The organism is Shinella sp. AETb1-6, assembly GCF_009826875.1.
GTDB classification, from domain to species: Bacteria; Pseudomonadota; Alphaproteobacteria; order Rhizobiales; family Rhizobiaceae; genus Shinella; species Shinella sumterensis.
This window is the reverse complement of sequence record NZ_WUMM01000013.1, coordinates 14931-30394: the sequence shown is the minus strand read 5'-3', so window position 1 is coordinate 30394 and position 15464 is coordinate 14931. Positions and strand designations below refer to the sequence as shown.

The 15464-nt window shown below is 63.7% G+C and carries 13 protein-coding genes; 4 read left to right on the top strand and 9 right to left on the bottom strand.

Annotated elements, in window-relative coordinates:
• Positions 1-8: 8 nt before the first annotated feature.
• The 3 genes from GR158_RS20140 to GR158_RS20130 all read left to right on the top strand — a co-directional run bounded on the left by GR158_RS20140 (position 9) and on the right by GR158_RS20130 (position 2799).
• A complete protein-coding gene (locus GR158_RS20140; RefSeq protein ID WP_134646301.1) occupies positions 9-401 on the top strand; it encodes a Rid family hydrolase in 393 nt (130 codons plus the stop codon).
• A gap of 63 nt (positions 402-464) precedes the next feature.
• On the top strand, positions 465-1385 hold the full coding sequence (locus GR158_RS20135; protein ID WP_160872334.1) for a DMT family transporter: 921 nt from the start codon (positions 465-467) through the stop codon (positions 1383-1385).
• Between the two features lie 28 nt (positions 1386-1413).
• Positions 1414-2799, top strand: a complete 1386-nt coding sequence (locus GR158_RS20130) for an FAD-dependent oxidoreductase (RefSeq protein WP_371731769.1) — start codon at positions 1414-1416, stop codon at positions 2797-2799.
• Between the two features lie 324 nt (positions 2800-3123).
• On the opposite strand, the gene GR158_RS20125 is transcribed toward GR158_RS20130, so the two are convergent.
• The 9 genes from GR158_RS20125 to GR158_RS20085 all read right to left on the bottom strand — a co-directional run bounded on the left by GR158_RS20125 (position 3124) and on the right by GR158_RS20085 (position 14373).
• Positions 3124-5490, bottom strand: coding sequence for a polysaccharide biosynthesis tyrosine autokinase (locus GR158_RS20125; RefSeq protein WP_160872332.1), 2367 nt, complete (start codon positions 5488-5490; stop codon positions 3124-3126).
• Positions 5491-5571: 81 nt separating this feature from the next.
• Positions 5572-6477: a UTP--glucose-1-phosphate uridylyltransferase gene (locus GR158_RS20120; RefSeq protein WP_134646310.1), complete on the bottom strand. Its 906-nt coding sequence runs from the start codon at positions 6475-6477 to the stop codon at positions 5572-5574.
• A gap of 4 nt (positions 6478-6481) precedes the next feature.
• A complete protein-coding gene (locus GR158_RS20115) occupies positions 6482-7492 on the bottom strand; it encodes a glycosyltransferase family 2 protein (protein WP_160872331.1) in 1011 nt (336 codons plus the stop codon).
• Positions 7489-8412, bottom strand: coding sequence for a glycosyltransferase family 2 protein (locus GR158_RS20110; protein ID WP_160872330.1), 924 nt, complete (start codon positions 8410-8412; stop codon positions 7489-7491). The genes GR158_RS20115 and GR158_RS20110 overlap by 4 nt, the downstream gene beginning before the upstream one ends.
• Entirely contained in the window at positions 8409-9407 is a 999-nt protein-coding gene (locus tag GR158_RS20105) for a glycosyltransferase family 2 protein (protein WP_160872329.1), read from the bottom strand. Before GR158_RS20105 ends, GR158_RS20110 begins: the two co-directional genes overlap by 4 nt.
• Positions 9397-10602, bottom strand: a complete 1206-nt coding sequence (locus tag GR158_RS20100) for a glycosyltransferase family 4 protein (RefSeq protein WP_160872328.1) — start codon at positions 10600-10602, stop codon at positions 9397-9399. The genes GR158_RS20105 and GR158_RS20100 overlap by 11 nt, the downstream gene beginning before the upstream one ends.
• A gap of 13 nt (positions 10603-10615) precedes the next feature.
• The gene (locus tag GR158_RS20095) at positions 10616-11353 is read right to left on the bottom strand and encodes a glycoside hydrolase family 16 protein (protein ID WP_246665733.1); all 738 of its coding nucleotides are present in this window, start codon (positions 11351-11353) and stop codon (positions 10616-10618) included.
• A 50-nt stretch (positions 11354-11403) separates the two neighbouring features.
• Positions 11404-12531, bottom strand: a complete 1128-nt coding sequence (locus tag GR158_RS20090; RefSeq protein WP_371731768.1) for an acyltransferase — start codon at positions 12529-12531, stop codon at positions 11404-11406.
• A 363-nt stretch (positions 12532-12894) separates the two neighbouring features.
• Positions 12895-14373 (bottom strand): lipopolysaccharide biosynthesis protein, encoded by a 1479-nt coding sequence (locus tag GR158_RS20085; RefSeq protein WP_160872326.1) that lies wholly within the window; start codon positions 14371-14373, stop codon positions 12895-12897.
• Between the two features lie 121 nt (positions 14374-14494).
• Between GR158_RS20085 and GR158_RS20080 the strand changes: the two genes are divergently transcribed.
• Entirely contained in the window at positions 14495-15454 is a 960-nt protein-coding gene (locus GR158_RS20080) for a glycosyltransferase family A protein (protein ID WP_160872325.1), read from the top strand.
• The last annotated feature ends 10 nt before the right edge of the window (positions 15455-15464 follow it).

Sequence of the window (15464 nt, the reverse complement as noted above, 5' to 3'; positions counted from 1 at the left end):
TGAAGACAATGACGAAGCGCATCAACATCTCCTCCGGCTCCTCCTTCGAAAAGGCCTATGGTTACTCCCGTTGCGTGAAGGTGGGCGATACGGTCTACGTCTCGGGCACCGTCGGCATCAATTTCCAGACAGGCGAATGCAGCGCCGATCCGGTCGAACAGCTCCGGCAGGTCATCCGCAACATCGAGCCTTGGCTGGAAAAGGCCGGCGCCTCGCTGAAGGATGTGGTCCAGATCACGACCTATGTGACCTCGGCCGAGGTGTTCGCAGCCATTGGCCCGACGTTGAAGGACATTTTCGGTGACATCCTGCCGACCAATGCGGCGCTTGTCGTGCAGTTCCCGGTGCCGAACGTCAAGGTCGAGATTTCCGCAACGGCTGTCGTCGGCTGCGGCGCGTGACCGATCGGCCGCCGGCCTGAACCGGCGGCCTTCACCCCTGAGCCGTCTCAAAGGCGCCCCGGCATGCTTCGCCATCTCTTTCGTCCCGATAACCGGCATGCCCCGACCATGGGCATCGTTCTCGTCATCGTCGGATACTTTCTCTTCGCGCTGAACGATGTCGTGGCAAAGATGCTGGTCGCAAGTTTCGGCGTGGCGCAGGTCCTGACCATCCGTGCCATCGGCGCGTTCATGGTGCTCGTGCCGCTGGTGCGTCAGCAGCGGGAGACGCCTTTTCACAATGTGCACCGCCCGACCTTGCAAACGGTGCGAGCGCTGCTCATCACCCTCGACACATCGCTGTTCTATGCGGCCGTCATCTACCTGCCGCTTGCCGACGTCATGACCTTCTACATGGCCGGGCCGATCTACATGACGGTCGCCTCGCATTTCCTTCTGGGAGAGCGCGCCGGCTGGCGGCGCTGGAGTGCGGTTCTCATCGGCTTCGTCGGGGTCGTCATCGCGCTCGATCCCTCTGCTTCGGCATTCTCCGCCCCGGCCTGGTTCGCACTGACCGGTGGTCTTGCCTATGCGCTGACCCTGGTGCTCAACCGGTCTTTGGCGCAAACCGGCGACGCGACGCTCGGTATCTACCAGGGGCTCGCCACATTCGTGCTCGCCGGGATTGCCTCCATTTTCGACTGGCGATCCTTCACCCTCGCAGAGGGCGCCTCGATGCTGCTTCTCGGTGTGATCGGCGCCTTCGCCCACCTCGTCGTCACGCGTTCGCTGAAGCTTGCGCCCGTCTCCATCCTCGCGCCGTTCCAGTACACGTTGCTCTTGTGGGGCATGGTGTTCGGCCTCATGTTCTTCGACGATGTGCCGGGCACGAACATGCTCATCGGATCCGCGATCATCGTCATCGCCGGCCTTTTCATCTCGCATCGCAAGGCGCAGAAAGTCGAGCCCGTGCCCGAGACCGACCTGCCGGCACACCTGCCATGACGATGCTCTATTCAAATCACCGGCAGCGGTGCGACGCGTACAAAACCATTCCCGAATTTCCATTCCGACAACCCACCGAAGGTTAGTGATCATGTCCATGGCAAGCCCGATCGATCCCACCATGCAAGGCGTCGTCTGGACGAAGACGCTGCAGGAAACCGTCCGTGACTATCCCCGTCTTTCCGGCGGGGAGACAGCCGACCTCGTCGTGATCGGCGCGGGATATTCCGGTCTCAACACCGCGATCCACGCCGCAAAGAACGGGCTTCGTGTCGTCGTCCTGGAGGCCGGGCGCGTCGGAAACGGCGCCGCCGGCCGCAACGGTGGTTACAATGTGCCACAGTTTCCGGGCGGCATTACCCCATCGGTCGTCGAGGCGTCCGTCGGCCGGCGCAAGGGCCTCGCGCTCGCCGATCTCGTTCTGCACGGCGCCGACGCCGCCTTCCGGCAGATCGAGGCCTTCCAGATCAAATGCTCGGCGGTCCAGAACGGCTGGATGCAGCCGGCCCATTCCGACGCCTCGATGCAGAGGGTGCGAAAGGTCCATGACGAATGGAAGGCGCTGGGCGCCAAGGTGACATGGCATTCTGCCGCCGATGTGGCCGATCTTCTGGGGGCACAGGGTTATCTCGGAGGCTGGTCCAATGCGGAAGGCGGCACCGTCAACCCCTATAGCCTTTCGGTCGGCCTGGCGCGGGCCGCCGAGCAAAGCGGCGTGCGCATATTCGAAAACAGCGCCGTCGACGGCTTCGACGAAACCGCGCAGGGCGTCGTCGTCCGCTGTGGTGCAAGTCGTGTGTCTGCGCGCTCGGCCGTATTTGCCACCAATGCCTATACGGGAGATTTCCTGCCGGCCGTACAGAAATCCGTCATTCCCGTTTATCTCTACCATGTCGCCACGAAGCCGCTGAGCGAGGCGCTGCGCCAGAAAATCCTCAAGACGCAGCTGTGCTTTACGGATCTGCGCAAATCCGGCGGTTTCGGACGCCTGGATTCGGAGGGTCGCCTGATTTCCGGCGGGGCCGTCTTCGATTTCGGAAACAAGGTCGCCTATGGCGAAAATCATGCCCGCGGCCGCATGAAGATGCTCTTCCCGCAACTGACCGACGACGACATTCAGCTCGAAAGCTACTGGGAAGGCTATTGCGCCGTGACGGACAGCTATTTGCCTCACATCCTCCGGCTGGGTCGAAATGTCTTCTCAGTCGGCGGCTTCTCCACCCGAGGCGTCAACCTTGCGCAAAACCTCGGCCGTCTCATGGGCGAGTTCATCGCGGGTAAGCGCGAACTCGACGACGTGCCGGTCAATGTCTACGACCAGCGCAACGACGTCGCGCTGTGGTCTGTCAAAACCAGGGCCGCGAGATACGTCTTTCCGTATTACCGCCTGAAGGATCGCTTGGGAATGACGTGATCGAAGGTCTGAGCCATCTTTGCCCGACAGGATATCTGGTTCTCACCACCCAGCCGTGCCGCCGGCAACGGAATCGAGTTGCTGCGGTAAGACCAATGTCACGGAGCAGATCGGCAAAGCGACGACAAGATAATGGGCACGGTGACACCAAAGCTAAGGCACAGCCAACGCCTCGGCGCTGAGAATGCCGGGTTGCCCATCGATTATCCCGGATTAAGCGCTAACGAGCACGCAGAATATGGCGTAGGGCGCCGCGCCACGACGCGGCCTTGGCATGCATTCAGCGGTGATTTGATCGGCAGTGAAATGCGCGGCAGCGCGCCGTTACTGGCGCGCGCCACCTCGCATCTGGTCGACATAGTATTGCTGATAGAGGTCGCGGTACTTCTCGGCGGTGCCCGCGTCGCTGTAGCGGGGCAGGGTGTCCATGTCCGTCTTGTTGAGGATGACGCCGATGGTTTTCGCGTCGATGCGGCTTTCAGCGGCGAGAAGATCCTTGACGAGGTTTGCCGGTGTGCGGCCCCATTCGACGACGAAGAGGAAACCGTCGGCCAGCGGCTCGAAAGCCTTGGCGTCTATCACCGGAGCGAGCGGGGGAAGGTCCACGACGACATAGTCGAAAGCCTGGCGTGCTTCTTCGACGAGTTGCTGCATGGCCGGCGAGGAGATGAGGTCGTTGACATGGGGCGCGCAGGCGCCGTCGGGTTGGATGGCGATCGGCAGCATGGAGAGCTGGGAGTGTCTGTCGGTCTTGACCGCCTGGCCCCATGCGATGGCTCCCAGAAGCGCTTCGACGAGACCCGCTTGCGGTGCCGGCTTCATGATCGCACCCAGGCTCGGCCTGCGCATGTCTGCGTCGATCAGCAGGGTTCTTCTGCCGCTCGCGGCAAGAAGTGCTGCGAAATTGATCGCGACGGTGGACTTGCCCTCGCCCGGCAGGGCCGACGTCACGCCTATCACCCGATTCTTGCTGCTTGGGAGCGTCATGTCGCTGGCCAGCTTGGCGTTGCGCAAGGTTTCGGCGAAGACAGAGCGCGGCGCATCGAGGACGACGCGTGTCATGCGCTCGAGCGGCACCGCGTCCTCGCCGCTTTCGCCGGCAGCGTTGTCCGGTCCGGGTTCGGGCTTCACCGCCTTGGCGCCGATCGTGACGGGCCTGCCTTTCCTTACGCCGCCGATGAGTGGCAGGTAGCCGAGCGGCTTCAATCCAAGGATGGCGCGCACGTCGCTTTCGAGCCGGAAGGCGCGTTCGCGCATCTCCTGCACGAAGGTCAGGGCGCCGCCGGCCATCAGGCCGAGCACGGCGGCAAGGCCGAGCACCATGGTCTTGTTGGGGCTGGAGGCGGATGTCGGCACGCCGGCATCCGAGATCACCCGCGCCTTGGGGATGGGAAAGGACTGTTTCTGCGAGGCCTGCTCATAACGGGCGAGATAGGATTCCGAAAGCGTCTTCAGCGCCGTCGCCTTCTGCTCCAGCTCACGCAGGCGCACGGAGGAACGGTTCGCCTCGGCATTGCTGCCGGCGACCTTCTGGATGCTCTCGCGCAGGGAAACCTCGCGCGAGCGGGCGACTTCGTATTCGTTGCGGAAGCTTGCCGTCAGTTGCTGGAGTTCGCGGTAGATCTGTCCGGCGAGGTTTTCTCTCTCGGCTTGCAGCGCGGCGACCTGCGGATGGTCCGCGCCGAAATTCTGCGTGATGTCCTGTGCGCGCTTGACGACGGAATTGTAGCGTTCGCGCAGGTCCTGCAATACGGAGCCGCCGGCTTGCTGGGTCGGGATTGAGGCATTGTCGATGGCCTTGTCCGGCCCCTGATCGACGATGGCCCGGAACTGCGCGTACCGGGCGGACGCGCTCGCCGCATCGGCCTGGGCGAGAATGAGCTGGCTGTTGAGGTCGGCGAGCTGCTGCTCGGACATCAGCTCACCGCGGGCGGTGGTCAGACCGTTTTCGCTGCGGTAGCGTTCGACTTCCAGCGCAGCCTCCTGCGCGCGGTTCTGGATATCGGTAAGCCGCTCCTGCAACCAGGTCGAGGCCTGTTCGGTTGCGGTGAAATTGGCGCTGAGCTGGTCTTCGAAAAAGGCCTCGGCGTACCGCTTGGTGACGGCGGCCGCGAGCTGCGGGTCGGTCGAGCGGAAGGAGACGGCCAGCACGGCGCTGCGTGAGACGCGTTCCACCGTCAACGACTGTTGCAGGATGCTGGCAGCCTTGTCGCGGCGTCCCTTCGCCAGCGCCTCCTGCGAGGCGGGCTGGCCGGACGAACCGAGCGAGGCGAGCGATTTCGCCCAGCCTTTGACGGTCGCGACGGGCGACTGCGGCGGGTTGAGAACGGTTTCGTTGTCGGCCAGCTTCAGATCATCGACCACGCGCAGCGCCAGCCGGCCGGATTTCAGGATCTCGACGGCGCTTGCGATACGCATGTCGACCTGTTGGCTGCTTTGCGGCGACGGCTCGCTCTCCTCGGCGTAACGCGACAGATCCTCGTCGAGCAGGATTTGCGTCATCGACGTGTAGACGGGTGTCGCGAACACCAGATAGGCGACGGCGAGCGCAATGGCGACCGCGACCGAAAGGGCAATCAGCCGCGCCCTGCGGACGAGGATCGTCATCAGGCGGTTGAGATCGATGAAGGAATCGGACGGATCCGGTTCCCGGTGAAGGATGCGGCTGTGTGTTACCGTGCGTTGATGCATGGGGCTCCGTTCTGCCTTTCGGCGCGATGGATGCTTTCCTCCCCGATATCCTCCGGGCTTGTTTGGCCCGGAGGCACGAGATTATGCCGCGCGAATCCGGCCCTCGTGCGACGACATCATGTCGCGCAGGGATTCATAGACCGCGCCTCCGATATCCGGACGGGCGAGCGCGAAAGCGACATTGGCCTCGATGAAGCCGTGCTTGGACCCGCAATCGTAGGTCCGCCCCTCATAGGGATGGGCGTGGAAGGGCTGGCTTCTGGAGAGCTCCAGCATGCTGTCGGTCAGCTGGATTTCATTGCCTGCACCGCGCTGCTGGCGGGCGAGATGGCCGAAGACCTCCGGCTGGAGAATGTAGCGGCCGTTGAGGAAGAGATTGGAGGGCGCTTCGCCGGCTTTCGGCTTTTCCACCATATGGGTTACGGCAAAGCCGTGGCGCACGGGCGCACCCTTGCCAACGATGCCGTATTGCGAGGCGTCCTCCGGTGCGCATTGTTCGACACCGACGACGTTGCCGCCGACTTCGCCATAAAGCTCCATCAGGCCGGCCAGGCAGCCGCGCGGCCCGAAGGAGATCATGTCGGGCAGGAGCAGCGCGAACGGCTCGTCGCCGATGAGGTCGCGCGCGCACCAGACGGCATGGCCGAGGCCGAGTGGCGCCTGCTGGCGGGTGAAACTCACCGAGCCGGCGGTGGGCAGCAGGCGGCCGAGCTCGCTGACCTTGTCGTTCTTGCCGGATCTTTCAAGCGAGGAGATGAGCTCCGGCGTGTCGTCAAAATGATCCTCGATGACCTGCTTGTTGCGGCTGGTGACGAAAACGACATGTTCGATGCCGGCCTCGCGGGCCTCGTCGAGGGCATATTGAACGACGGGGCGGTCGACGATGGTCAGCATTTCCTTGGGCATCGCCTTCGTGGCGGGCAGGAAGCGGGTTCCGTTGCCGGCGACGGGAATGACGGCCTTGCGGACGGTCTTGTTTCGCACCATTGCATTATCCTTTATTCTTGAGCGCGATGTCCGGCGCTGTCGAGGAAGAAGAGGCCGCGCGGGACGCGGCCGTCTTGCGGTGGATCGGTGGCGCGGTCAGGCGGCGCCAACGAGCGGCGATGGGCATGGCGAGGTGCCGTATCGCGAGGGGATCACCAAGCGCCACCTTGGCGGCAGCGCCGAGCGAACGGTTCTTGAGGTGGTGGACGAGCGCGAGGAAGGCACGCGTTTCCCTGAGGTTGCGCGTACGACGGCGCTGTGCGGCAGCGGCTTCGCCCGAGAGCGGGAAGCGGGCAAGCAGCCGACTGTCGCCGGCCAGCATGGCGTCGACATGGTCGAGATGCAGCACGCGCGAAATCGAGCCTTCATGGATATGATAGAGATAACCCGCCTCCGGAACGACCGCGCAGCGGCCGCCCGAGGCGAGCACGGCGGCGAGCAGAAGATAGTCCTCGCCGATGCGCAGGGCCTGGTCGTAAGTGAGCCGGTTTTCCAGCACGAAGGCGCGGCGGAAGACCGGTTTCATATAGCCGAAATTGTGCGTGCTGCGAAAAATCCGGTTGGAATCGATGAATGCCGGCAGCGTCAGCGCGGGCATGTCGGCCAGGAGATCTTGCGGGAACATCCGCTCCGTTCGGCCATCTTGATGCAGCACGTCCAGATTATCGACGGCTGCCACGGCATCCGCTCCTTCCGCAGCGGCGATCATGCGGGCAAGACGGTTCGGCCGCATCGTGTCGTCGGCATCGAGAACCGCGATCCAGCGGCCGCGCGCGGCGGCAAAGCCGGCATTGCGCGCTGCACCGGGCCCACCGTTGGAGCCGAGCGATACAAGCTTCACGACCGGCTCGCCGAGCGCGGCAACGATCTGGCGCGTCGCGTCGGTCGAGCAATCGTCGGCGATGATCACCTCCACCGATACGCCATCCTGCGCCAGGGCGCTGGTTATGGCGCGCTGGATGGTGTCGGCCGCGTTGTAGGCGGCGATCACGACACTCACATCGGGGGCGGTCATCGCGCCGCCTCCAGTTTTCCGTAGGGCTCAATGGCGCGTGCGCCGAACAGGCCACCGATTGCGCCGGCATGAAGAAGGCCGCGCAGGAGGAAGCGATTGCGGCGTACCGGAGAGAAGGCGAAGGCGCTCGCGCCGGCCAGGCAGACAGCGCCCTTCGCGGCAGCAAGCGCCGCTGCACCGAGGCGTGCTGCACCTTCATGGCGTGCAGCGAGCAGCTGGCCATGGGTCTGCCCCATCCGCAGCCTCCGCTGCGCCAGCCAGGAAAAACGGGCGCGTTCGGCGGGAACGACTTCCTTCACCCATGCCTCCTCGGCGAAGGCGATGCGCCCGCCATCGGCATGCACCGCGCTGAAGAAGGCGGTGTCCTCGCCGCCGCTCCGCCCCAGTGCAAGATCGAAACGCCGGCCGGCGATCGCCGGTGCGGTGCGGCGCATCAGGACGTTGCACGTATATCCCGTGCGGATTTCGCCGTTTACCCAGACCGGGCGCGTGGCGTGGAAATCGCCTTCACGCATCCAGTCCGGCGCGCCTTGCCCGTAGAGTGCGCGCACCGGGCCCAGCACCACGTCGGCACGGTGCTTTTCTGCGGTGGCAAGCAATGCGTCCAGCCAGAGCGGTTCTACGGTCTCGTCGTCGTCGACGAAGGCGATGAAGTCGGCATCGCTGTGTTCAAGGCAGGCGTTGCGGGCGACGGAGATGTTCCCAGCGGGGCAATGCACATAGACGATGCCGGCCGGCAGCATCGGCATCGCAGCTTCGACGCGGTTGCGGGCGCTCGGCTCCACATCGTTGTCGGCGACGATGATGCGAAGGCGTATGCCTGCGGGTACGACCAGCCGGGAGAGCGAGGTGAGCGTTTCCGTCAGCGCTGCGCGCCGAAAGGTGCAGATGGCGATATCGATGTGGAGGGGCGCTGTCATGTCAGGGCCCTTCGTTGGCGCGGATCCAGCATTTCGCGCCAGAAGCCCGCCGACCATGCGAAGTGCATGATCATGGCGGAAACGGCGGCGAGCGGGCCGTACGGATTGCGTTGGCCGAGCGCCATCCACGCACCGTAGCCCATGCATGCGGCGGCCCACAGCACGAAGGGCACGGCGGCAATCCAGGTGATCGCGGCGAGGAACGCGCCGACTGCGACCGGCGCCACCATCAGCGGCAGCATCTGCCTTATGCTTGGCCGCGAACGGTGTTTCAAGAAGTTGCGCGCCCGGCCGCGGCCGTAGCCGAAATACTGCTTGAAGAGCGGCAGGGCACTGGCCCGCGGATAATAGACCATGCTCGTGCGTGCCGTCATCCACACGCGGTAACCGGCCTGATGGAGCCGATAGTCGTATTCGGCGTCCTCGTTGGCGGTGAACGCCTCGTCGTAGCCGCCGATGGCGCGGAAGGCCGCTATGCGCATCAGCGCATGATGACCATGGTCCGTCCAGTGACTTTCGGCGCCGACCCGGTGCTTGGCCCCGCCATTGCCAAGCACGGAGTTCTGCGCCACGGCCGTCGCTTTCTGGAACGTGCCGAACCCGATGGTCTGCATGGCGACCACGACCGAATCCGCGCCGGTTTCCAGCGCCTCCTCCACCAGCACACGGCAATAGTCGTCGGGATAGGTGCCGTGGGCGTCGATGCGGATGAGGTAATCATGTTCGGTGCCGAAGGTTGCGACGGCGAGGTTGATCGCAGCACTCTGGATGCGCTTCGGATTGTCGAGCACATGCATGTTCGGCACCTCGGCCGTCAGGCGGCGGGCGATGTCGCGCGTGCCGTCCGTGCTGCCGCCATCGACCACGACGAGGGTGGCGGTGAGATCGGCAAGGTCCGGTTCGAGATGTCGGACCAGACGCTCGAGATAAGCCGCCTCGTTGAGGCAGGGGATGACGATCAGGCAACGCACCGAGGCGACAGCATCAGCGTTCATGGCAATCCACCTTGTTGGCGATGAGGGACGGGAGGGGTTGCAGGGGCGCCGCCTGTCCGGACGGCTGGCGCAACGCGCCAAGGCGCTGGACGAAAGCCGTGCAGTCGGCGCGATCCAGGATCCAGGGCCGTGTGCCGAGCGCGACGAGACGCGCGTTCAGCGCCCGGTAATCATCATCGCCGAAGGCGGCGAAGCGCTGGATGAGCGTCTCCAGACGACCATCGGCAAGGGCGATGCCGACACCGTGCCGGGCGGCGAGGCGGGCCGTTTCGGTCCCCTCGAGAACGATGGGCAGGGCGCCGTGCCGACCACCTTCATAAATGCGGTTGGGCAGCAGCCACTGCGAGTTCAGGCCTTCCTCGAAGAAGTCGATGGCCCAGGTGAAATCCACCTCGGCATAGATGGCCGACAGGTCCTCCGGGTTGCGGTAAGGGCCTTCAAAGCGGATGAAGGGTTCTCGTTTGACGATGCCGTCGAAATCATCGAATTCGCGGTAGGCCGGCCGGCCGCGCAACACCACCTCGAAACGTCCTTCCATGCGTCGCGTAAACGCACAAAGCAGATCGAGCGACTTGCGGCAGCGGATCGCGCCGAACCAGCCGATGCGCCAGGGGGCGCCGGTCGGGCGCATGCGCGCTGGCAGACCGGCGTCGCCGCCGTCCAGTTCCAGCACCCGGTTCTCCAGCAGATGGATGGGCGCGCGGATGCCCGAAAGGGGTTTGAAATAGTGTTCTATGAAGGCTGGCGAACTGGTGACGACAAGCCCTGCCTTGCGCCCGAAATGGCGCTCGGCCCCACGCAGGAGGCGGCCGGCCGGACCTGCCTTCAGCATCAGGCGGTGCACGTCGAGGCATTCATAGGCGATGGGGACCGTGCCGAAGTGCGTCGAGGCGCGGCGGGCAAGCACCAGAATTTCAAGGTTGCGCGCAAGGATGATGTCCGGTTTCGCCAATCCTGCGAGCTTTCGGGGCAGCCGCGCTACCGCACCGGCTACCGCGACGAGCCGCTGGGCAAAGCGCGCGTCTGCGGTCGTGCCGAGTTCCAGCGGTGTGACGCCTTCGATGTCGGCGAGACGGTTTTCGCCGCGGCGGAAACCGGCAAGCATCACCTCCGCGCCGCCCGCCTGCAGCATCAGCACCCGCCGGCGCACGGCGGGGTCTGAAAGGTCGTGGACGAGGTAGAGGATCCGTAGCATCGGCGTCATCCGATCAATTCACCAGGCAGGCGACGGAACCGTCGAACTGGCAAGGCTCTCCTTCAGCGGTGAAGGCGAGACGCTCCACTTCCAGCCGCGCCGGGCCGGAAAAGGCAAAACGACCCATCCAGTCGGAGAGCGTGTCGGTGCCCCAAAGCGACAGGAAGATTTTCTGCGCGTGGTTGGGCAACTTCTTCGGGTCTGTCACCTCATGCGCCAAAGCGCCGTTCACGTAGTAGCGCAGGCTTTGCTTCTGCCAGACGAAGGCATAGTCGTTGAACCCATTGTCGGCGCCGCCGGGAACAGGCACGAGTTTCTCGTTTCCACCCTTGCCGGCAATGTACTGGTTGAGCTGGACGCGGTTGGTATCCTTGCCGAGAACCTCGAAGTCGATCTCGTCATGCGGTTTCTTGTCGGTCGGTCCGATGTAGGTGAAAAAAGCCGAATTGAGGCCCGAGCCGGTCGCCGTCTTCATGCGCACCTCGTAGGTGCCGTAGCCGTAGCGCTTGCGGGTCTGCACCTCGCCGCAGGAATACTGACGTTCGCCGGCGGGCTTCGCGTCGAAGGAAAGCAGGAGTTTTCCGCCTTCCACCTGCACCTGATCCTTCGACCACGTGCAGTTCTGGTGTGCGCCGTTGTTCCAGCCGTCCGAAACATACCACCGGGCGGTGTCGAGCCGATCGAACTCCTCGACGAAGGACGTGCCGTTCGCTCCGTCCTGCGCGGCGGCGGGAACCGTGGTGCACAGCATGCTGAGAAGGGCGGATGCCCCAAGGGCCTGTGTCAGGGAAACGGTCATGATCACCTCCGTTGGGCGACGGAGCCCTCGGGCTTCATCTGCGGGTGTGGGCGGCCGGCCGGGGGCCGTTTGCGGTCGCCCATGCGGCGACCGGTGAGGATGGCGTGCAGCGGGGGTACGAAGCGTTGTGCCAGCGCATGGGTGGAAGCGAGGATGACGAGGGCCAGAAGCGGGCTTGCGATATAGAACAGCGAGTAATCCGCGCTGCCGAACCGGTTCCACACCATCCAGAAGAGGATGAGCAGCGGATAGTGGCCGCAGAATATCCAGAAGCTCAGTCCGCCGAGCCGCGCCAGGCTCTGACCTGTGGCGGTGCGGACAAGCAGCGCCGAAAGCGCCCAGGCGCCGAAGATGCCGGCGATGGCGGTAACGGCACGCAGCATGTCGAGCCAGGCGGGAAATTCCGGACCGTAGGCATAAAGCGCGAAGGAGAGCAGCACCGCCATCGCGAGCGCGGCCAGCACGACGGGCAAAGCGAAACGATCCATGCGCCTGATATCGACGCGATGGAGTGCCATCGCCACGCCGAAGCTGAAGCCGAACAGAATGGATTTCTTGAGGAAAATGCCATTGGGAACCGGCAGCACGGCATAGGCCAGCATGAGCACGAGCACCGTGCGCGGATAACGCAGCACCGCAAGCGCGATCAGCGGCGATAGGATCAGGCAGAGAAGGAGATCCCGCAGGAAATAGAGCGGAATATTGATCGGCCAGCTCTCGACGGCGAGCGCAAGGTTCATCATCTCCCGCGGCGTGGCATTGGGCACGTCGGGCAGGTAGCCGAAGCCGATGCCGCGCAGATGGGCTAGATAGACGAGCGCGAGAAAGGTGATGTTCCAAAGCAGGAACGGCAGAAGAATCGTGGAGGCCTTGGTACGCAGTGTCCTGCGATAATCGAAGGCCTCGAAGCCGCGATGGAAAAGCAGGTAGCCGGATATGGCACTGAGGCAGGGCACGCCGATACGAAACAGGCTGTCGCCCAGGAAGACGCGCATCCAGTCGAAACCGCTGACCGCGCCCGCATAAGCGCTCGTTGCCGGATCGTGGGGAACATGCACGAAGATGATCCCCGATATCAGCACGATCCGCATCATGTTGATGCGTGCGGAGACTGTCGCGTCGATTTGCACGGTTGCGTCACCCCTCTGGTGCGCCGTTCCCATCGGGCGGCCTTTGAACAAGATCAGACCGAAGCCTGTGAAGAGGAGTTTGCACGATCGGGCAGCAGAAAATGTGGCAGCGCAGCAAATTTTCCGGCAGGTCCGGTTGCATCGCAGCATCGGAAGCGAAATTGCATTCCGTCAAAGATGCACGCTCACATATGCGTGAGAGAAGCGTGATGTCTCTGTTGACAATACTTTGAAGACTATTCGAATGTACTGATTTAAGCGCAATTTCTGGGTGTAGGCGAGCCGGATTTTTTTCGGTCTACTACGGTGATTCAGGGCGGAGCCGCGCGAACTGCGGCGAATCTTCCCTGAATTGGGGCAGTCTCAAGGCAGGCTTGCGGCCGATGCGGCACGCGGCCGGCGCACCAGACCCAGCAGCTTCCGCAGCAGCGGCCGTTCGGTGAGAACGGTCAGAACAGCGTAGATCGCGCCGCCGAACAGGATACCGATGCCGACCTGTAGAGCGGGGTGGAACTGCGCGGCGAGATAGTGTTCGAGCGCGTAACGCACCGCAAGCGCCATCAGTGCGGCGGTGAGCATCGGACGGATGGATTGGTAGAAGCCGGAGAGGAAAGGCGTTTCGTCGACCCGGAACACGACCCACGAATAGCCGACGAGCACCGCCGCGTTGACGAGGCAAAGGGCGACCATCGCCTCGATGAGCGTGCCATTGTAAGCGCCATAGGCGACGGCGGCTGTCGTTGCCGCCGCGCGCCCCACCGCCCACCAGAACAGCGCACTCCCGTGGCCCGAACCCTTCAGGTAGGGAATGAAGGTGCTGCAGGGCGTCAGCAGTCCCTTGGAAAGGGCCAGTAGCCCGAGCACGGGCCAGGCGGCGGCCCATTGCGCGCCGAACAGCAGCAGCATGGCCGGCTCTGCGACCGCCCAAAGGCCGAACATCATCGGCGCAAGCAGCAGGGTCGTGACCTGTGTGCTCAGCATCAGCGCCTGCGAGCGGCGTTGGCGGTCGTGCATCATTGCGCTGAAGGCGGGAAAGAGGACGCCCATCACGCCTGACAGAACAACCTGATTGGGGATGCTGGAAAAGCGGTTGGCGGCGGAATAGGCGCCGGCATCGGCAAGGCCGAGGAAGCGCGATATCACCACCATCGGGGACTGGAAAGTGACGAAATTTGCAAGTTCCGAGCCCATCAGGCCGAGGCTGAACCGGGTCAGCCGCACGACGCTTGAGAGGCGGAACTGCAGCCGCGGCAGATAGCGCGAAACGAAGAAGAGGCCGACGAGCCGAATCACTCCGGCAACGAAAAGCTGGGCAACGAGCGCGAAGACGCCGAAACCGGAGAGCGCAAGGATCACTGCGACGACGGCCGCAATCGATTCGGAAATCATGCTCCACAGCGCATCCCGGCTGAACTGCATGCGGCGGGCGACCAGCGCATAGGCGACGTCGCCGGCAAGCTGCAAGGGAATGAGCAGACACATGAGCTGCAACAGCCAGGCCGCATCCGCCGCGCCGAACCAGTCCGCCAAGGGTTCGGCGAAGACATAGAGCCCCGCCGCCATCAGGAAGGCGAAGCCGAGATTGGCCCAGAAAACCGAATGAATCGTCTCGGATTCTTCCTGTGCCTCAAGGATGAGCGCCGAGGCCAGACCCGCCCCGCCGATCATCGCCAGGAACTGCACGACGGCCAGCGCAACGGCCACCGCACCGAATTCTTCCGGCGTCAGCAGTCGGGCAAGAATGGGCACAGTGACAAATTTAAGCCCGAATGTGCTTGTCTTGGATAAGACGCTCCAGCCGACATTTCGCGTTACCGACTTCGCGTTCACGGACTGGGACATGGCGGAAACCTGCTTCAAAAAGGAGCGTCGACGAAGACAAAAGCCTGCGCCGGAAACGGCCGCGCCCCGGTGGGAGGAGACCAGACGAACCTCTTTCTAGAGAAACCACAGGGACGAAAAGATGGCGAAGCTGACAGTAATCATTCCCTTCTATCAGAAGGAGCCGGGCATTCTGAGGCGTGCACTCACGTCTGTTTTTGCTCAAGAATTCAAAGACTTCGATGTCATCGTGGTCGACGATGAATCACCTTTTCCACCCGATGGCGACCTGATCGCCTTTTCGGAGGAGCAACAGGCGCGCGTGCGCGTCGTGCGCCAGGAAAATGCCGGTCCGGGTGGCGCGCGCAATACGGGGCTCGACAGCGTTTCAGCGGCGACCGACTTCGTCGCCTTCCTTGATTCGGACGATATCTGGACGCCCGACCACCTCGCTCTCGCCCATGCGGCGATGACCGAATTTTCTGCAGATTGCTACTTCGCCTCCATCACGGGGGGCGATGCGTTCTACTACCATTTCGGTATCGAGGACCTCGCACGAACCGAGGCGGTGGTGCGCCTTGCCGATGATCCGCTCCTCATCGAAATTCCCGATCTCACCCAGGTCATGCTGAAGAACTGGAGCTTCCTGCATCTCTCTTCGATGGTGATAGGCCGGCCGGTTTTCGAGCGTATCCGCTTCGACGCGGCGCTGCGGCTGGCGGCAGAGGACGTGCTGTTCTTCTGCGACTGCGTGCTTGCCGCGCGACGGGTGGTGCTGAGCGGTGCGGCGGGTGCGGTTCGCGGGGAGGGGGTCAACATCTTCCACGGGATCGACAACGACTCACCTCAGTTCCTGCGCCAACAGTTCAACACCTGGGTCGCGCTCGACCGGTTGGAGGCGCGCTTTGCCGAGCGACCGGCCGAGGTGGCGTCGCTGCGATCCTACAAGCAGACCGCCCGCCGGCAGGCGCTGTGGAGCCAGGCGCGGCGCGTCAAGCACCGCAAGTTGCCGCAATTCGACATGCTGGCCCGCTGGGCGATGCGCGATCCGCGCATCCTCGCAAGCGCGGTGGGACTTGCCGTCGGCAAGTTCTCCCGCTGACGCAGACAAG